Here is a 14,099-nt window from a genome sequence, read left to right as displayed (position 1 = left end):
GGGGGACCGGCGGGGCCGCTTTCTTGTGACGCACAACCCGGTGGGGGCCCATATGGACCGCTGGACCGAAGCAGAGGCAAGAAACTGGTGGCAGGCGCGGCCCTGGATCTGCGGCCTGAACTTCCTGCCCTCGACCGCCGTCAATTTCATCGAGATGTGGCATGGCGATACCTTCGACGCCGCCACCATTGACCGAGAGCTCGGTTGGGCCGCCGATGCCGGCTTCAACGCTGTCCGGGTCAACCTGCCGTTCCTCGGCTGGGTGCACGACCGCGACGGGCTGATCGGCCGGATCGACCGGATGATGGACCTTGCCGCAGGGCACGGGATCGACACGGTGCTGTGCCTCTTCGACGATTGCGGCTTTGGCGGAGAGGAACCCGTCTGGGGCCCGCAGCCCGACCCGGTGCCCGGCATCCACAACAGCCGCGCCGTGGCCTCGCCCGGGCGCGCGGCGGTGATGGACCACACCCTTCGCCCCCAACTTGAGGCCTATGTCTGCGACATCGTCGCCCGTTTCCGCGACGACCGGCGCATCCTGTTCTGGGATCTCTACAACGAGCCCGGCAACCGGATGGATTTCGACAAGACCGCCTATTCGCAATTCGATGCCGACCTGGAGGCCGCCGCCCTGTCCCTGATGGAAAGCTGCTTTGCCTGGGCGCGGGACGAGGCGCCGCTGCAGCCGCTTACCGTTGCTGCCTGGACGACTCCGCTGCCCGACGAGGACGCGCATCCCTACCAGACAGAGATCGACCGCAGCGCCCTGCGGCAGTCCGACATCGTGACCTTTCACGCCTATTGGAACCGCGACCGCGTCGCGCACTTCATCGACTATCTCTCCGCTCTGGACCGACCGGTGATCTGCACCGAATGGATGGCCCGCGCGGTGGACAGCCGGATCCCGGACCAGATGATCCTGTTCCACGAACGCGGGGTGGGCTGCTTTCAATGGGGCCTGGTCAAGGGCCGCACCCAGACCTGGCTTCCCTGGCCGGACGAGCTCGTCCGCGCCCACGGCGGGACCCCGGACCGAAGCAAGTGGTTCCACGACCTGCTGCACGAAGACGGCAGCCCCTACGACCCGGCCGAGATCGCCACGATCGCGACCCTGACGGGCAAGGACGCCCCCCAAGGACAGAAGGAGACCGGCTGATGTCCGGAGTGATGCTTTCCGATGTGATCAAGCGCTATGGCAGCACGCAGGTGATCCACGGGATCGACCTGCAGATCGAGGACGGCGAATTCTGCGTCTTCGTCGGCCCCTCGGGCTGCGGCAAGTCCACCCTGCTGCGCATGGTAGCGGGGCTCGAAGAGACAACCGATGGCAAGATCTCCATCGGCAAGCGCGATGTCACGCGGCTCGACCCGTCGGAACGGGGGGTGGCGATGGTGTTCCAGACCTACGCGCTCTATCCGCACATGACGGTCAAGGAAAACATGGGCTTCGGCCTTAAGATGAACAAGCATCCCAAGGCCGAGATCGACGCCAAGGTGGCCGAGGCGAGCCGCATCCTGAAGCTGGACGAATACCTCGCCCGCAAGCCCGCGGCCCTCTCCGGCGGTCAGCGGCAGCGGGTGTCCATCGGGCGGGCCATCGTGCGGGGGCCGGAGGTGTTCCTGTTCGACGAGCCGCTGTCGAACCTCGATGCCGAGCTGCGGGTGGAGATGCGGGTGGAGATCGCCCGCCTGCACAAGGAGATCGGCGCGACGATGATCTACGTCACCCATGACCAGGTCGAGGCGATGACCCTCGCCGACAAGATCGTGGTGCTGCGCAAGGGCGTGATCGAGCAGGTCGGGGCGCCGCTCGACCTCTACCGCGACCCGAACAACCGCTTTGTGGCGGGCTTCATCGGCTCCCCGGCCATGAACTTCCTCGAAGGCACGGTGAAGGGCGGCGCCGTCGAGGTGCCGGACTTCGCCCGCAGCCTCTCCCCCGATGTGACCCTGCCGGCGGAGGGGCGCCGCGTCAGCGTCGGGCTGCGGCCCGAGCATTTGACGCTCGACCCGGACGGCGCGACCCACACCGTCGACCTGACGGAGGCGCTTGGCGGGGTAAGCTACGCCTACCTCATCGGGCCGCAGGGTGAGCGGGTCGTCGTGGAGGAGCGCGGCGACATCCGCAGCAGGGAGGGCGAGACCGTCGGGCTGTCGTTCGATCCGGCGCGGATCTTCGTCTTCGATGCCGAGACGGGTGAGCGGATCCGCAAGGAAAGGGCGCCAGAGCCGGCCTGAGGCCCGCGCCGTCAGCTCGCGCGGGTAAGATCGAGGAACACGTCCTCCAGGTTCGCCTGCTCGGTCTTCACGTCGCGGATGCGGATACCGGCATTGTGGACCGCCGCCAGGACGGTTTCGGCCGAGATCCGCGAACTTTGGTAGGTAAAGGCCAGCGCGCCGCCGGGCCGCTCCGCACAGGTGACGCCCTCGGGCATGGCGGGGGGGCCGGTGGGCTTGTCGGGCTGCACGACCATGGTCTTGCCGTCCAGCCGCGACAGCAGGTTGGCCGTCGTGTCGCGGATCGTCACCTCGCCGTTGTTGATGATCGCGATCTCGTCGCACATCTCCTCGGCCTCTTCGAGGTAATGGGTGGTCAGGATGATCGTCATCCCGTCCTCGTTGAGGCGCCGCACGTTCTGCCAAAGCATGTTGCGCAGCTCGATGTCGACGCCGGCCGTGGGCTCGTCCAGCACGAGGATCTGCGGCGAATGCACCAGCGCCTTGCCCAGCAGCAACCGCCGCCGCATGCCCCCCGAGAGCGAGCGGGCATAGGCGTCGGCCTTGTCGCTGAGGCCGATGATCTCGAGAATCTCGTCGGTCCGGCGCTGCCCGCGCGGCACGCCGTAAAGCCCGGCCTGAACCTCCAGCGAGGCGCGCGGCGTAAAGAACGGATCGAGCGTCAATTCCTGTGGCATCACGCCGATGGCGGCGCGGGACTGGCGCGGATTGCGGTCCTGATCGAAGCCCCAGATCTTGACCGAGCCTGCCGTTTTCGTCACCAGCCCGGCCAGGATATTGATCAGCGTGGATTTGCCTGCGCCGTTCGGCCCGAGCAAGCCGAAGATCGAGCCCTGCGGAATCGCGAGGTCGATTCCCTTCAGCGCCTCCTTGGCCTCGGACCCGGACGTGGCGCCGTAGGTCTTGCGCAATCCTGTGATTTCGATGGCGTTGCCGGTCATGCTCGTTCCTCCTCGCGCCTTGACAGCGCCTGCCTGCGATGTAAGCCCGAGTGCACGAAGTCGCAACCAGACGAGGCACCTCCCATGAGCATCCCCGCCCCCGAGACCAAGATCGTGTCCGACTGGCGCGTTGCCTGCGACGGCGGCGACGGTGCGCTGGGGCACCCGCGCGTCTGGTACTCGATCCCGCACGACAAGGGCTACGTCGAGTGCGGCTATTGCGACGCGCGGTTCATCCACGAAAGTTTCAAGGACAAGGTCACCTCCGAGACCTGACCGCGCTGGCCCCCCGCCGCCTTTCATGCCAGAACCGGGAGGTCTGAAAAGAGGGGCCAACATGGCATTCGGCAAGGGCTGTCACCTGCATCTGATCGACGGATCGGCCTTCATCTTCCGCGCCTACCACGCGCTGCCACCGCTGACGCGAAAATCCGACGGGCTGCCGATCGGCGCTGTCTCGGGCTTCTGCAACATGCTGCAGCGCTACGTCGAGGGGAACGCCGGGTCCGATGTGACCCATGTGGCGGTGATCTTCGACAAGGGCAGCCACACGTTCCGCAACGACCTCTACGATCTCTACAAGGCCAACCGCGACGAGATGCCCGAGGACCTGCGTCCGCAGATCCCGCTGACCCGCCGCGCGACCGAGGCGTTCAACATCGCCTGCAAGGAGATCGAAAACTACGAGGCCGACGACATCATCGCGACGCTGGCCTGCCAGGCGCGCGAGGCCGGGGGGCGGGTGACCATCATCTCGTCGGACAAGGACCTGATGCAGCTTGTGGGCGATGGCGTCGTGATGCTCGACGCGATGAAGAACAAGGTGATCGACGTCGAGGGCGTCGAAGAGAAATTCGGCGTCGGCCCCGACCGCGTTGTCGACGTTCAGGCGTTGGCCGGCGATTCGGTCGACAACGTGCCGGGCGCCCCCGGGATCGGGATCAAGACCGCCGCGCTTCTGATCAACGAATACGGCTCGCTCGAAGAGCTTCTGGACCGCGCCGAAGACATCAAGCAGCCCAAGCGCCGCCAGACCCTGATCGACCACCGCGAGCAGATCGAGCTGTCCAAGAAGCTGGTGCAGCTCGATTGCGAGACGCCGCTGGACTTCACGCTCGACGACCTGGAAGTGCGCGAGCCGGAGCCCGACACCCTGCTGGGTTTTCTGGCCGAGATGGAGTTCCGCACGATCTCCAAACGCATCGCCGACAGGCTGGGGGTCGAGCCACCCGTCGTGCCCGAGCCTACGCCCGACGCAGACGCCCCCGATAGGCCCGAGGCGCCGGCGATCGACCCCGAAGCCTATGAATGCGTGGCCGACGCGGCGACGCTGCAGGTCTGGATCGACCGCATCCGCGCCCGCGGCCACGTTGCGATCGACACCGAGACCACGGGCCTGAACGAGATGCTCTGCGATCTGGTCGGCATCTCGCTGGCGGTGGAGCCGGGTCAGGCGTGCTACATCCCGCTCGCCCACCGGGCCGAGGCTGAGGATGACCTCTTCGGCTCCGACGCCATGGCCGAAGGGCAGATGGACATGGAAGAGGCGCTCGGGATGCTGCAGCCGGTGCTGGCCGACGACAGCATCCTGAAGATCGGCCAGAACCTGAAGTATGACATGAAGGTGCTCTCGCGCTACGGCTGCCAATTCGCCTCCATCGACGACACGATGCTGCTCAGCTACGCGCTGAACGCGGGGCTGCACAACCACGGCATGGATGCCCTGTCGGAACGCTATCTGTCGCACCGGCCCATCGAGATCAAGTCGCTGCTGGGCACGGGGAAATCGCAGAAGACCTTCGACCGGGTGCCCTTGGCCGACGCGGTGAAATACGCCGCCGAAGACGCCGATATCACCCTGCGCCTGTGGCAGACCTTCCGTCCGCAATTGCACCAGACCCGGGTCACCACGGTCTACGAGACCCTCGAACGCCCGCTGATCCCGGTTCTGGCGCAGATGGAGCGCACCGGCATCAAGGTCGACCGCGATACGCTGTCGCGCATGTCCAACGCCTTCAGCCAGAAGATGGCCGGGCTCGAGGAAGAGATCTATGGGCTGGCGGGGCGCAAGTTCAACGTGGGCTCTCCCAAGCAACTGGGCGAGATCCTGTTCGACGAGATGAGCCTGTCCATGCCCGACGGCAAGGCGCCGAAAAAGGGCAAGACGGGCGCCTACGGCACCGGGGCCGACGTGCTCGAGGACTTGGCGACGCTGCACGACCTGCCCCGGCGCATCCTCGACTGGCGGCAGCTCTCCAAGCTGAAATCAACCTATACCGACGCGCTGCAGGAACACATCAATCCCGATACGGGCCGGGTGCACACCAGCTATTCTCAGGCCGGCGCGAACACCGGCCGCCTCGCCTCCACCGACCCGAACCTGCAGAACATTCCCGTGCGCAGCGAAGAGGGGCGGCGGATTCGCGAGGCGTTCGTGGCCGAAGAGGGCAAGGTTCTCGTCTCGCTGGACTATTCGCAGATCGAGCTGCGGATCCTCGCCCATGTGGCCGGAATCGAGGCCCTGCGCGACGCCTTCCGGGACGGGCAGGACATCCACGCGGCCACGGCATCGGAGATGTTCGGCGTGCCGCTGGACGAGATGACCCCGGACGTGCGGCGCCAGGCGAAGGCGATCAATTTCGGCGTCATCTACGGGATTTCCGGCTTCGGCCTGGCGCGAAATCTGCGCATTCCGCGGGACGAGGCCCAGGGCTTCATCGACCGCTATTTCGAGCGGTTTCCCGGCATTCGTACCTACATGGACGAGACGGTGGCCTTCGCCAAGGAGCATGGCTTCGTCCAGACGCTGTTCGGCCGCAAGATCCACACGCCAGAGATCAACGCCAAGGGGCCTGGGGCCGGTTTCGCCCGACGTGCCGCGATCAACGCGCCGATCCAGGGCACCGCGGCCGATGTGATCCGTCGGGCGATGATCCGGATGCCGGATGCCATCGCCGAGCTGCCCGCGCGGATGCTGCTGCAGGTCCATGACGAATTGCTGTTCGAAGTCGATGAAGACGCGGCGGACCGCCTGACAGAGGTCGCGCGCGAGGTCATGGAACAGGCCTCTCTTCCCGCAGTCCGGTTTTCGATTCCGATGATCGTCGACGCGGGGACGGGGTCAAGCTGGGCGGCGGCACATTGAACCCGCCCGCCTCGCCGCGACGAAGCCGGGCGACGGGCGTGGCACCCGGAGACGGTGCCGTCATGGACCGCGGACCTCGGCAGACCGTCGAGGGGCTGGACGTGGCTTCATCCCACCGGGCCGTCCGAACGCGGGGCCCATGACTGCCAGGGGGCGCCTTGGCTTGAAACGGCGCGAATGCCGGATGCCGGTCTGAGCCGTGAAGGGCGGCGCCCGGCTTCATCTGAAGGATGCCTCCGGCGGGGATATTGCAAGGCAATGAAGGAATAACCGTTACGACTCGTCCCCTGCCGTCGTCACGTCGGACCGGCACCAAGAGGGGACGCGGTCCTTCATCGCCTGCGGTCATCGGTTCCCACCTGTACCGCAAGACTATTGTGGCAGACATTGGTTAACAGGAGGTGATCGTCTTCATTGCCTTCCCATATCCTCGGGGGTGAATTGGCCGAAGGCCAAGAGGGGGCAGAAAGCCCCCGACGTGCATGACCTGGCGATGGTGCCTGAACAATGCGAGGGACGTTATTGTCCCTGCCGCGCACGTGTTCCGTCGGCCCGTCAGGGGCGCGGGATCCTGCGGTCAAAAAGGGCCGGGAAGATCCCCGGCCCTTGACCATCTGGCGCGTTCCGCTTGATGCCTAGTTGACGGTGGTCTGGTCCACGACGTCGGTCGTCTCGGCTGCGGGCGCTTTCGAGATCTCTATGCGGCGGGGCTTGAGCGCCTCGGGCACTTCACGCTTGAGCTCGATGTGCAGCATCCCGTCGGCGTGGCTGGCGCCGGTCACGCGGACATGGTCGGCGAGGTGGAACCGACGCTCGAACGCGCGGGTCGCGATGCCGCGATACAGGTATTTGCGCTCGCCTTCCGCCTCTGCCTTCCGGCCGGTGACGAGCAGCGCGTTCTGCCTGACTTCGATGCCGAGATCGTCGCCCGAGAACCCGGCGACGGCGATCGAGATCCGCCAGCCGTCATCGGCCGTCTTCTCGATATTGTACGGGGGGTAGGTCTGGTTGCCGGGGTCGTTGGTCAGGACCCGGTCCATCAGGTCGGCGACCTGGTCGAAACCGACTGTTGCCCGGTAAAGGGGTGCAAGGTCGAATGTACGCATGGGGTTACCTCCATAGAGCGATACCATGATATGTTTCGGCCCTCCCGAACGGGACGGGCCATCGTCACAGGACCCGTTATCGGCGTCCTGTGGGAAATCTGGGAATGCGATTTTGCGGTTTCAAGTCCCCGCCCGCCGATCAGGGCCGGAGAAATTTCGCGCCCGTCTCGCGGGTGTCGCCCTCGCCGGGCCGCAGCACGCGGATAGAGGTTCGGGCGATCCCCGAGAACCGCCCGCCGCCGTCCTCCATGATGCCGCGGATCCGGGCGTTTGGCGCCGCGATCGGCATGCCGAGCGCCACCCGCCCCGTGTCGATCTCGGCCTTCGCGGCGACCAGGGACACGATCCGCGCCTGTCCACCCGCGAGCGAGAAGATCGGCGCACCGGACGAGCCATAGTTCACGTCGCAGGACATCACCAGAACCTCGGACTGAAAGCCGAGGATTGTGCAGACCTCCTGAAGGGAGGGCACCTCCGCCCGTTCCTGGGCATAGGACACGATCCCGACCGCTTCGCCGGCCTGGGGTTCCGCGCCCATCTCGAAGGGGATGATCTGGGTGCTGCGGATCGGCTGGTCAAGCTCAAGCAGGGCCACGTCGGAGGCGATATTGCCGATATCCGCGGTGTCTCCCAGGACATAGTCCGGGTGGGCCACCGCCTGCCGGATGCCGCGATAGGCCATCGCCTGCCCGTCGCGCAGCCCGGCCAGGAACTGCATCCGGGCGGGGTCGACGCGATCGCCGGTCTCGCTGTCAAAAAGGCAGTGGGCCGCCGTCATGACGGTCTGTTCGTCGATCAGCGAGGCGGTGCAGAACCCTTTGCCGTCGATATCCAGCCGTCCCACCGCTTCCCAGCCACGCACCGCATCGCGGGTGACGAGCGACTCGAGACCGGTGTCCTCGGCCGCGGCCCCTGTCGCGCCTGTGGCGATGCAGAGAAGAGACGCGATCATGAACCGACGCATATGGCTGTCCTTGGTCAACAAAGCCTGATCGGGCTACTGCCGAATTGCGGCGGAAATGGGGCAGTCACCGAAGAACCGGCACCGCCACATGGGCCTGGTCCAGCGATGGCGGCTTGGGCCCGCCCGTCGCCCAGTCCAGCAATTCGACCGTATGGACGACGGGCACGTTCGTCCCGCCGCCGATCTGCATCATGCAGCCGATGTTGCCGGCGGCGATCACGTCGGGCGACCGGGCCTCCAGCGTCCGGACCTTGCGTTCCTTGAGCTGGGCCGAGATCTCGGGCTGCATCAGGTTGTAGGTCCCCGCCGATCCGCAGCAGAGGTGGCTGTCGGCGGGTTCCACCACGGTGAAGCCGGCATCGCGCAGCAGGGTCTTGGGGTGGGACGTGATCTTCTGGCCGTGCTGAAGCGAGCAGGCCGCGTGGTAGGCCACGGTCAGCGGCTCGGGCGCCGTGCCGCCCGGCGCCAGATCCGCCAGCACCTCGGAGACGTCGCGCGCGATCGCCGCGACGCGGGCTGCGTCCGCCGACAACGGCGTGGTGCGGAACATGTGGCCGTAATCCTTGACGGTCGTGCCGCAGCCGCTGGTGTTGATCACGATCGCATCGAGGCCGGCGCCATCCATCTCGCGGATCCAGGCGCGGATGTTCCTGGCGGCGGTCGCGTGCGCTTCGTCCTCGCGGCCCATGTGGTGGGTCAGGGCGCCGCAGCAGCCCGCGCCCTCGGCCACGACGACTTCGCAGCCCAGCCGGGTCAGAAGGCGGATCGTCGCGTCGTTGATATCCGTGTTCAGCGCCTTCTGGGCACAGCCCGTCATCAGCGCGACCCGTTTGCGGGCCGCGCCCTGCGGGGCGAAGCTCTGGGGGTCGTCGTTGCGGCTGACCGGGGGGATCCGCTTCGGCGCAATCTCCAGCATGGCCCGCAGGCGGGCATCGGGGACCAGCCGCTTGAACGGCCGCCCGATCTTGGCCGCCAGCAACGCCAGCCGAAACCGCCCCGGATAGGGCAGGATCCGTGCCAGCAGCCAGCGCAGGGCACGGTCGCGCCAGGGCCTCTCGTAGTGCTTGTCGATATAGGCGCGGGCATGGTCGACGAGATGCATGTAGTGCACACCCGAGGGGCAGGTCGTCATGCAGGCGAGGCACGAGAGGCAGCGGTCGATATGGGTCACGGTCTTTTCGTCCGGCACCCGCTCGTTCTCGAGCATGTCCTTGATCAGGTAGATCCGCCCGCGCGGGCTGTCGAGCTCGTCGCCGAGCACCTGGTAGGTCGGGCAGGTGGCGGTGCAAAACCCGCAATGGACGCAAGAGCGCAGGATCTGATTGGCCCGCGCCGTGCCCGGGTCCGCCAGTTGCGCCTCGGTGAAGGTTGTCTGCATGGTCTCTCCGTCCGTGCGCCCGGTTCCGCGGGTCGCGTCGCCTTAATCCATCAGCCCCGGGTTCAGGATGCCCCGGGGGTCGAATTTCGCCCGGATCGCCCTGTCCAGCGCCGCCACGCCGTTCGATTGCGGCTGAAAGACCGGGAGGGCGGCGCGGGTCGCCGGCGCCGCCCGGACCAGCGTGGCATGACCGCCGAGGGCCGCCACCTGCGCCCGGATCGCGGCCGCACCGGCATCGCCGTCCTCGGCCACCAGCAGCCAGACCAGCCCGCCGCCCCAATCATAAAGCGCCGCCTCGCCGATCCCCTGCGCCGCCAGCGCCGCGGTCAGGACCGGCCCGTCCGAGGGCTTGACCGAGATCCGCCAGACCGCGCCTGACCGGGCCGCCAGGGGCGCCACGTCGCGCACCTCGGTCCAGAGCACAGCGCTCTCGTCGTCGCGGACCACGTCCCACCCCGCACAGGGCCCGGCCCGAAGCGCGTCGATGCGGTAGGCCACCGAGCCGGGCATGCCCTCAATCCGGACGCGCGTCTCGGACCTGCCCTCTTCGACGGCCAGATGCGCCGCGCCGGTCACGTCAAAGGGCGATGTCAGCGCCGCCGACAGCGCGGCGACGCCTGCGGCCGCATCCTTGCCCGTCGCGACCAAGGTGGCTTCTGTCGCCGGCCGGGCCAGGACCTTGAGCGAGACTTCCGTCAACACGCCCAGACAGCCCCAGGAACCGGCCATCAGCTTGACCAGATCGTAGCCGGTGACGTTCTTCATCACCCGCCCGCCGTTCTTGACGATGGTGCCGCTGCCGTCCACGAACCGGACGCCCAGCAGGAAGTCCCGGCAGGCCCCGACAGCGATCCGGCGCGGCCCCGACACGTTCGCCGCCACCACGCCGCCGATTGTCGGAGCGCCGCCGGTGCCCAGCAGGACCCGGTGATCCATCGGCTCGAAGGCGAGCCTCTGGCCATGGGCGTCGAGCGCGGCCTCCACCTCGGAAAGCGGGGTGCCCGCACGGACCACGAGGGTCAGCGCCCCGGGTTCGTGCAGCTCGATGCCGGTCAGCCCGCCGGTTTCCAGCAGGTCGCCGACCACGGGCCGGCCCACGTCCCGGGTGCCGCCGCCGCGCACCCGCAGCGGTGCAGTGGCCTCGGCCAGGGCGCCTGCCAGATCTTCTTCGCTCTGGGGTCTCATCATCTGGGGTCCCATGCCATGGCGCCGGCGGGCCGCGCGGCTCTCATTGCGCCGCCATCCTGCGGGTTTCGCTCGCCGCGAGCGGAAACACCTTGGCCGGGTTCAACAGCCAGGCCGGGTCGAACACGTCCTTCACCGCCATCTGCGCCTCGAGGTCGGCGGGCGCGAATTGCTTCGACATCAGGTCCCGCTTTTCGATCCCCACGCCATGCTCTCCGGTCAGGCAGCCTCCCACCTCCACGCAGAGCGTCAGGATCTCGGCCCCCATCTCCTCGGCCTTCTCGAGATCGCCGGCGAGATTGGCGTCGAACAGGATCAGCGGGTGCATGTTGCCGTCGCCCGCGTGGAACACATTGGCCACCTGCAGCCCGTATTTGGCCGACAGCTCGCCTATTCCGCGCAGCACCTGCGGCAGCTTCGACACCGGGATCGTCCCGTCGAGGCAGATGTAATCGTTGATCTGCCCCATCGCGCCGAAGGCCGACTTGCGGCCCAGCCAGATCCGCGCCGCCTCGTCGGCATCCGCGGCTTCGCGCAGCTCCACCGGGTCGTGCCGCCGGGCGATCTCGAGGATGACAGCCAGCTGTTCGGCGATCTCCTCGGCCGCGCCTTCGACCTCGACGATCAGCAATGCCTCGCAATCGGGATAGCCCGCGCCGGCGAAGGCCTCGCAGGCCCGGATGCAGGGCCGGTCCATGAATTCGATGGCCACGGGCAAGACGCCGGCCTTGATGATGTCCGACACGCAGGCCCCGGCGACCTCATTCGAGGCAAAACCCATCAGCACGGGCTTGGCACCCTCGGGCTTGCGCAGGATCCGCAGGGTCGCCTCGGTCACGACGCCCAGTTGCCCCTCGGAGCCGCAGACAACCCCCAGCAGGTCGAGCCCCCCGGCATCGAGATATGCGCCACCCAACTCCACCACCGTGCCGTCGATCAGCACCATGGTCACGCCCAGCAGGTTGTTCGTGGTCACCCCGTATTTCAGGCAATGCGCCCCGCCGGAATTCATCGCGATATTGCCGGCGATCGCACAGGCCAGCTGCGACGACGGGTCGGGCGCGTAAAAGAAACCGTCTTCCTCGACCGCGCCGGTCACGCTCAGGTTCGTGCGCCCGGTCTGCACCCGCACGAAGCGGTTGGCGTAATCCGTCTCGAGCACCGCGTTCATCCGCGCCACGCCCAGGATCACGCAGTCTTCGGTGGGCAGGGCCCCGCCCGCAAGCGACGTGCCCGACCCCCGCGGCACCACCGGCACCCCCTCAGCGTGGCAGACCCGCAGGATTGCTGCGACCTCTTCGGTCGAGGCGGGCAGCACGGCGCAAAGCGGCGGGCATTTGTAGGCGGTCAGCGCGTCGCATTCATAGGCCCGCGTCTCCGCCGGGTCCGAGATCACGGCGCCCTTGGGCAGGATTTCCTGCAGCCGCGCCACGACCTTGTCGCGCTTTGCCATGACCGTCTGGTTCGGCGTCGGCATTTCCATGGCGCGGGCCTCCATCCCTTGTGATTGGTAAGATCATATGAGCAATTCGACCCTGTTGCAATCTCCCATCGCGGGGCTGGCCGCCAAGGCCCTTGTGCCCGCCGCTGCATCGCGGCACAGCTTGGTCATGGATTGGGTCAAGGTCATACACCTGCTGTGCGTCATGGGCTGGATGACGGGGATCTTCGCCGTGCCCCGTGCGCTCATCTTCTGGAAACGCGAACACGCGGCGACCGGGGCCTTCGGTCCGACGGGCGACCTCACCATCCGTCTGTTCCGGTTTTCCGCCGGCCTCGGCGTGATCGCGATCGGCACCGGGCTGTGGCTGGCCTGGGCCTGGGGCTTTCCGGCCTGGGTCTGGACCAAGCTGGCGCTGGTGGCGCTGCTGATCGCGCATTACGTCTGGACGGGGATGCTGGTGATCCGCGCCCGGCGCGGCACGTTCGAGGAAACCGACCGCTACCTGCGTATCTACAACGAGGTCAGCGTCCTGGTGGTCATCGCGATCCTCTGGGTCGTGGTGTTCAAACCGTTCTGATGCCCATCGACGATCTTCTCGCGCTGCTGTGGCCCTGGGACCTCGCCGCCCTGGCGTTGACCTTCGCCTGCGCCGGCTTGACGGGCTTCGTGATCGAGCATCCGCCGGCCCGGCGACCCTCCGTCTCGACGCTGATGGCAGAGTATCGCCGCGACTGGATGCGCAGCTTCGCCGCCCGCGACGTGCGCATCTTCGACAGCCAGATCCTGTCGTCCCTGCGGCAGGGAACGAATTTCTTCGCCTCCACCTGCATCCTCGCGATCGGCGGCGTTCTGGCCCTGGTGGGCAACACCGATCCGCTCTCCGGTCTGGCCGAGGATCTGACGACCGAACACGCGCCGACCCTGCTGTGGCAGATCAAGCTGCTGGTGGTGGCGCTCTTTCTCTCGCAGGGGTTCCTGCGGTTCGTCTGGGCCAACCGGGTCTTCGGCTATTGCGCCGTGGTCATGGCGGCTGTCCCGAACGACCCCGAAGACGTGAATGTCCTGCCCCTGGCCGCCCGCGCGGCAGAGCTCAACATCCGCGCGGCGATCAACTTCAACCGGGGCCTGCGGGCGGTCTATTTCGCGCTGGCCGTGGTCGCCTGGTTTCTCGGGCCCGCCGCGCTGGCCGCGGCCGCCATCGCCGCCACCTGGGTCGTTCTGAGCCGCGAATTCGCCTCCCAGCCGCGCAGCATCATCCTGCGTTGAGGCAGCTGACGCAAAGGTGACCGGCCGCCGTGTGAACCGATGCTACCCTCCTGCCCATGCGCCTGGTCCTCCCGATAATCCTCGCGGCCCCCGCCGCCTTCGCCGATCCGCCAGAAATCACCGCCGTGACGGTCGAACAGACCGGCGCCGGCTGGCAGGTCTCGGTTACCCTGCTGCACCCGGACACCGGCTGGGAGCACTACGCCGACGCCTGGCGGCTCGAGGCGCCCGACGGCACCCCCCTCGGCACCCGAGAGCTCCTGCACCCCCATGAAACTGAACAGCCCTTCACCCGCAGCCTGACCGGCGTCACGATCCCCCCTGACCTGGCCGAGGTCCACATCCGCGCCCGCTGCAACACCGACGGCTGGAACACCGGGACGACGATGGTCCCGCTGGACCAGACGACGCGTTGACAGCCCCGGGCGAGAC

Annotated in this window: 13 protein-coding genes; 7 read left to right on the top strand and 6 right to left on the bottom strand. The window is 67.3% G+C overall.

Annotated elements, in window-relative coordinates:
• Positions 1 to 52 precede the first annotated feature (52 nt).
• Positions 53 to 1,156: a cellulase family glycosylhydrolase gene (locus tag ROA7023_RS06630; RefSeq protein WP_085878363.1), complete on the top strand. Its 1,104-nt coding sequence runs from the start codon at positions 53 to 55 to the stop codon at positions 1,154 to 1,156.
• The gene (locus tag ROA7023_RS06625; protein WP_085878232.1) at positions 1,156 to 2,238 is read left to right on the top strand and encodes an ABC transporter ATP-binding protein; all 1,083 of its coding nucleotides are present in this window, start codon (positions 1,156 to 1,158) and stop codon (positions 2,236 to 2,238) included. The genes ROA7023_RS06630 and ROA7023_RS06625 overlap by 1 nt, the downstream gene beginning before the upstream one ends.
• Positions 2,239 to 2,249: 11 nt before the next feature.
• Here the strand turns inward: ROA7023_RS06625 and ROA7023_RS06620 are convergent, their stop codons facing one another.
• Positions 2,250 to 3,179 carry an ABC transporter ATP-binding protein gene (locus tag ROA7023_RS06620; RefSeq protein ID WP_085878231.1) on the bottom strand — a complete coding sequence of 310 codons (930 nt, stop codon included), beginning with the start codon at positions 3,177 to 3,179 and terminating at the stop codon, positions 2,250 to 2,252.
• 84 nt (positions 3,180 to 3,263) lie between these two features.
• Between ROA7023_RS06620 and ROA7023_RS06615 the strand changes: the two genes are divergently transcribed.
• Positions 3,264 to 3,455 carry a zinc-finger domain-containing protein gene (locus tag ROA7023_RS06615; RefSeq protein WP_085878230.1) on the top strand — a complete coding sequence of 64 codons (192 nt, stop codon included), beginning with the start codon at positions 3,264 to 3,266 and terminating at the stop codon, positions 3,453 to 3,455.
• Between the two features lie 61 nt (positions 3,456 to 3,516).
• Complete coding sequence (gene polA / locus ROA7023_RS06610) at positions 3,517 to 6,324, top strand: DNA polymerase I (protein ID WP_085878229.1); 2,808 nt, start codon at positions 3,517 to 3,519, stop codon at positions 6,322 to 6,324.
• Positions 6,325 to 6,959: 635 nt separating this feature from the next.
• On the opposite strand, the gene ROA7023_RS06605 is transcribed toward polA, so the two are convergent.
• The 5 genes from ROA7023_RS06605 to ROA7023_RS06585 form a co-directional block, all read right to left on the bottom strand.
• Positions 6,960 to 7,430: an Hsp20 family protein gene (locus ROA7023_RS06605; protein ID WP_085878228.1), complete on the bottom strand. Its 471-nt coding sequence runs from the start codon at positions 7,428 to 7,430 to the stop codon at positions 6,960 to 6,962.
• A gap of 139 nt (positions 7,431 to 7,569) precedes the next feature.
• Positions 7,570 to 8,382 (bottom strand): trypsin-like serine peptidase, encoded by an 813-nt coding sequence (locus tag ROA7023_RS06600; protein ID WP_085878362.1) that lies wholly within the window; start codon positions 8,380 to 8,382, stop codon positions 7,570 to 7,572.
• A 76-nt stretch (positions 8,383 to 8,458) separates the two neighbouring features.
• The gene (glcF, locus tag ROA7023_RS06595; protein WP_085878227.1) at positions 8,459 to 9,772 is read right to left on the bottom strand and encodes a glycolate oxidase subunit GlcF; all 1,314 of its coding nucleotides are present in this window, start codon (positions 9,770 to 9,772) and stop codon (positions 8,459 to 8,461) included.
• 42 nt (positions 9,773 to 9,814) lie between these two features.
• Positions 9,815 to 10,957, bottom strand: a complete 1,143-nt coding sequence (locus tag ROA7023_RS06590; protein ID WP_085878361.1) for an FAD-binding protein — start codon at positions 10,955 to 10,957, stop codon at positions 9,815 to 9,817.
• A gap of 43 nt (positions 10,958 to 11,000) precedes the next feature.
• Positions 11,001 to 12,440 (bottom strand): FAD-linked oxidase C-terminal domain-containing protein, encoded by a 1,440-nt coding sequence (locus tag ROA7023_RS06585; RefSeq protein WP_085878360.1) that lies wholly within the window; start codon positions 12,438 to 12,440, stop codon positions 11,001 to 11,003.
• Between the two features lie 127 nt (positions 12,441 to 12,567).
• Between ROA7023_RS06585 and ROA7023_RS06580 the strand changes: the two genes are divergently transcribed.
• Genes ROA7023_RS06580 through ROA7023_RS06570 form a run of 3 tightly spaced genes read left to right on the top strand, consistent with a single transcriptional unit; the run spans position 12,568 to position 14,083 of the window.
• Positions 12,568 to 12,978 (top strand): CopD family protein, encoded by a 411-nt coding sequence (locus ROA7023_RS06580; protein ID WP_085878359.1) that lies wholly within the window; start codon positions 12,568 to 12,570, stop codon positions 12,976 to 12,978.
• Positions 12,978 to 13,667 (top strand): DUF599 domain-containing protein, encoded by a 690-nt coding sequence (locus ROA7023_RS06575; RefSeq protein WP_085878226.1) that lies wholly within the window; start codon positions 12,978 to 12,980, stop codon positions 13,665 to 13,667. The genes ROA7023_RS06580 and ROA7023_RS06575 overlap by 1 nt, the downstream gene beginning before the upstream one ends.
• Positions 13,668 to 13,723: 56 nt before the next feature.
• Complete coding sequence (locus ROA7023_RS06570; protein ID WP_085878225.1) at positions 13,724 to 14,083, top strand: hypothetical protein; 360 nt, start codon at positions 13,724 to 13,726, stop codon at positions 14,081 to 14,083.
• Positions 14,084 to 14,099 lie beyond the last annotated feature (16 nt).

This window comes from Roseisalinus antarcticus (assembly GCF_900172355.1).
Taxonomy (GTDB): Bacteria; Pseudomonadota; Alphaproteobacteria; order Rhodobacterales; family Rhodobacteraceae; genus Oceanicola; species Oceanicola antarcticus_A.
This window is presented reverse-complemented; position numbering and strand designations above follow the sequence as displayed.

What these genes read in the sequence shown, in the direction of transcription:
- ROA7023_RS06585 (WP_085878360.1), bottom strand. Translation starts at nt 12,440, where the DNA reads ATGGAAATGCCGACGCCGAACCAGACGGTCATGGCAAAGCGCGACAAG.
- ROA7023_RS06630 (WP_085878363.1), top strand. Translation starts at nt 53, where the DNA reads ATGGACCGCTGGACCGAAGCAGAGGCAAGAAACTGGTGGCAGGCGCGG.
- ROA7023_RS06625 (WP_085878232.1), top strand. Translation starts at nt 1,156, where the DNA reads ATGTCCGGAGTGATGCTTTCCGATGTGATCAAGCGCTATGGCAGCACG.
- ROA7023_RS06600 (WP_085878362.1), bottom strand. Translation starts at nt 8,382, where the DNA reads ATGATCGCGTCTCTTCTCTGCATCGCCACAGGCGCGACAGGGGCCGCG.
- polA (WP_085878229.1), top strand. Translation starts at nt 3,517, where the DNA reads ATGGCATTCGGCAAGGGCTGTCACCTGCATCTGATCGACGGATCGGCC.
- ROA7023_RS06590 (WP_085878361.1), bottom strand. Translation starts at nt 10,957, where the DNA reads ATGAGACCCCAGAGCGAAGAAGATCTGGCAGGCGCCCTGGCCGAGGCC.
- ROA7023_RS06575 (WP_085878226.1), top strand. Translation starts at nt 12,978, where the DNA reads ATGCCCATCGACGATCTTCTCGCGCTGCTGTGGCCCTGGGACCTCGCC.
- ROA7023_RS06615 (WP_085878230.1), top strand. Translation starts at nt 3,264, where the DNA reads ATGAGCATCCCCGCCCCCGAGACCAAGATCGTGTCCGACTGGCGCGTT.
- ROA7023_RS06580 (WP_085878359.1), top strand. Translation starts at nt 12,568, where the DNA reads ATGGATTGGGTCAAGGTCATACACCTGCTGTGCGTCATGGGCTGGATG.
- glcF (WP_085878227.1), bottom strand. Translation starts at nt 9,772, where the DNA reads ATGCAGACAACCTTCACCGAGGCGCAACTGGCGGACCCGGGCACGGCG.
- ROA7023_RS06620 (WP_085878231.1), bottom strand. Translation starts at nt 3,179, where the DNA reads ATGACCGGCAACGCCATCGAAATCACAGGATTGCGCAAGACCTACGGC.
- ROA7023_RS06570 (WP_085878225.1), top strand. Translation starts at nt 13,724, where the DNA reads ATGCGCCTGGTCCTCCCGATAATCCTCGCGGCCCCCGCCGCCTTCGCC.
- ROA7023_RS06605 (WP_085878228.1), bottom strand. Translation starts at nt 7,430, where the DNA reads ATGCGTACATTCGACCTTGCACCCCTTTACCGGGCAACAGTCGGTTTC.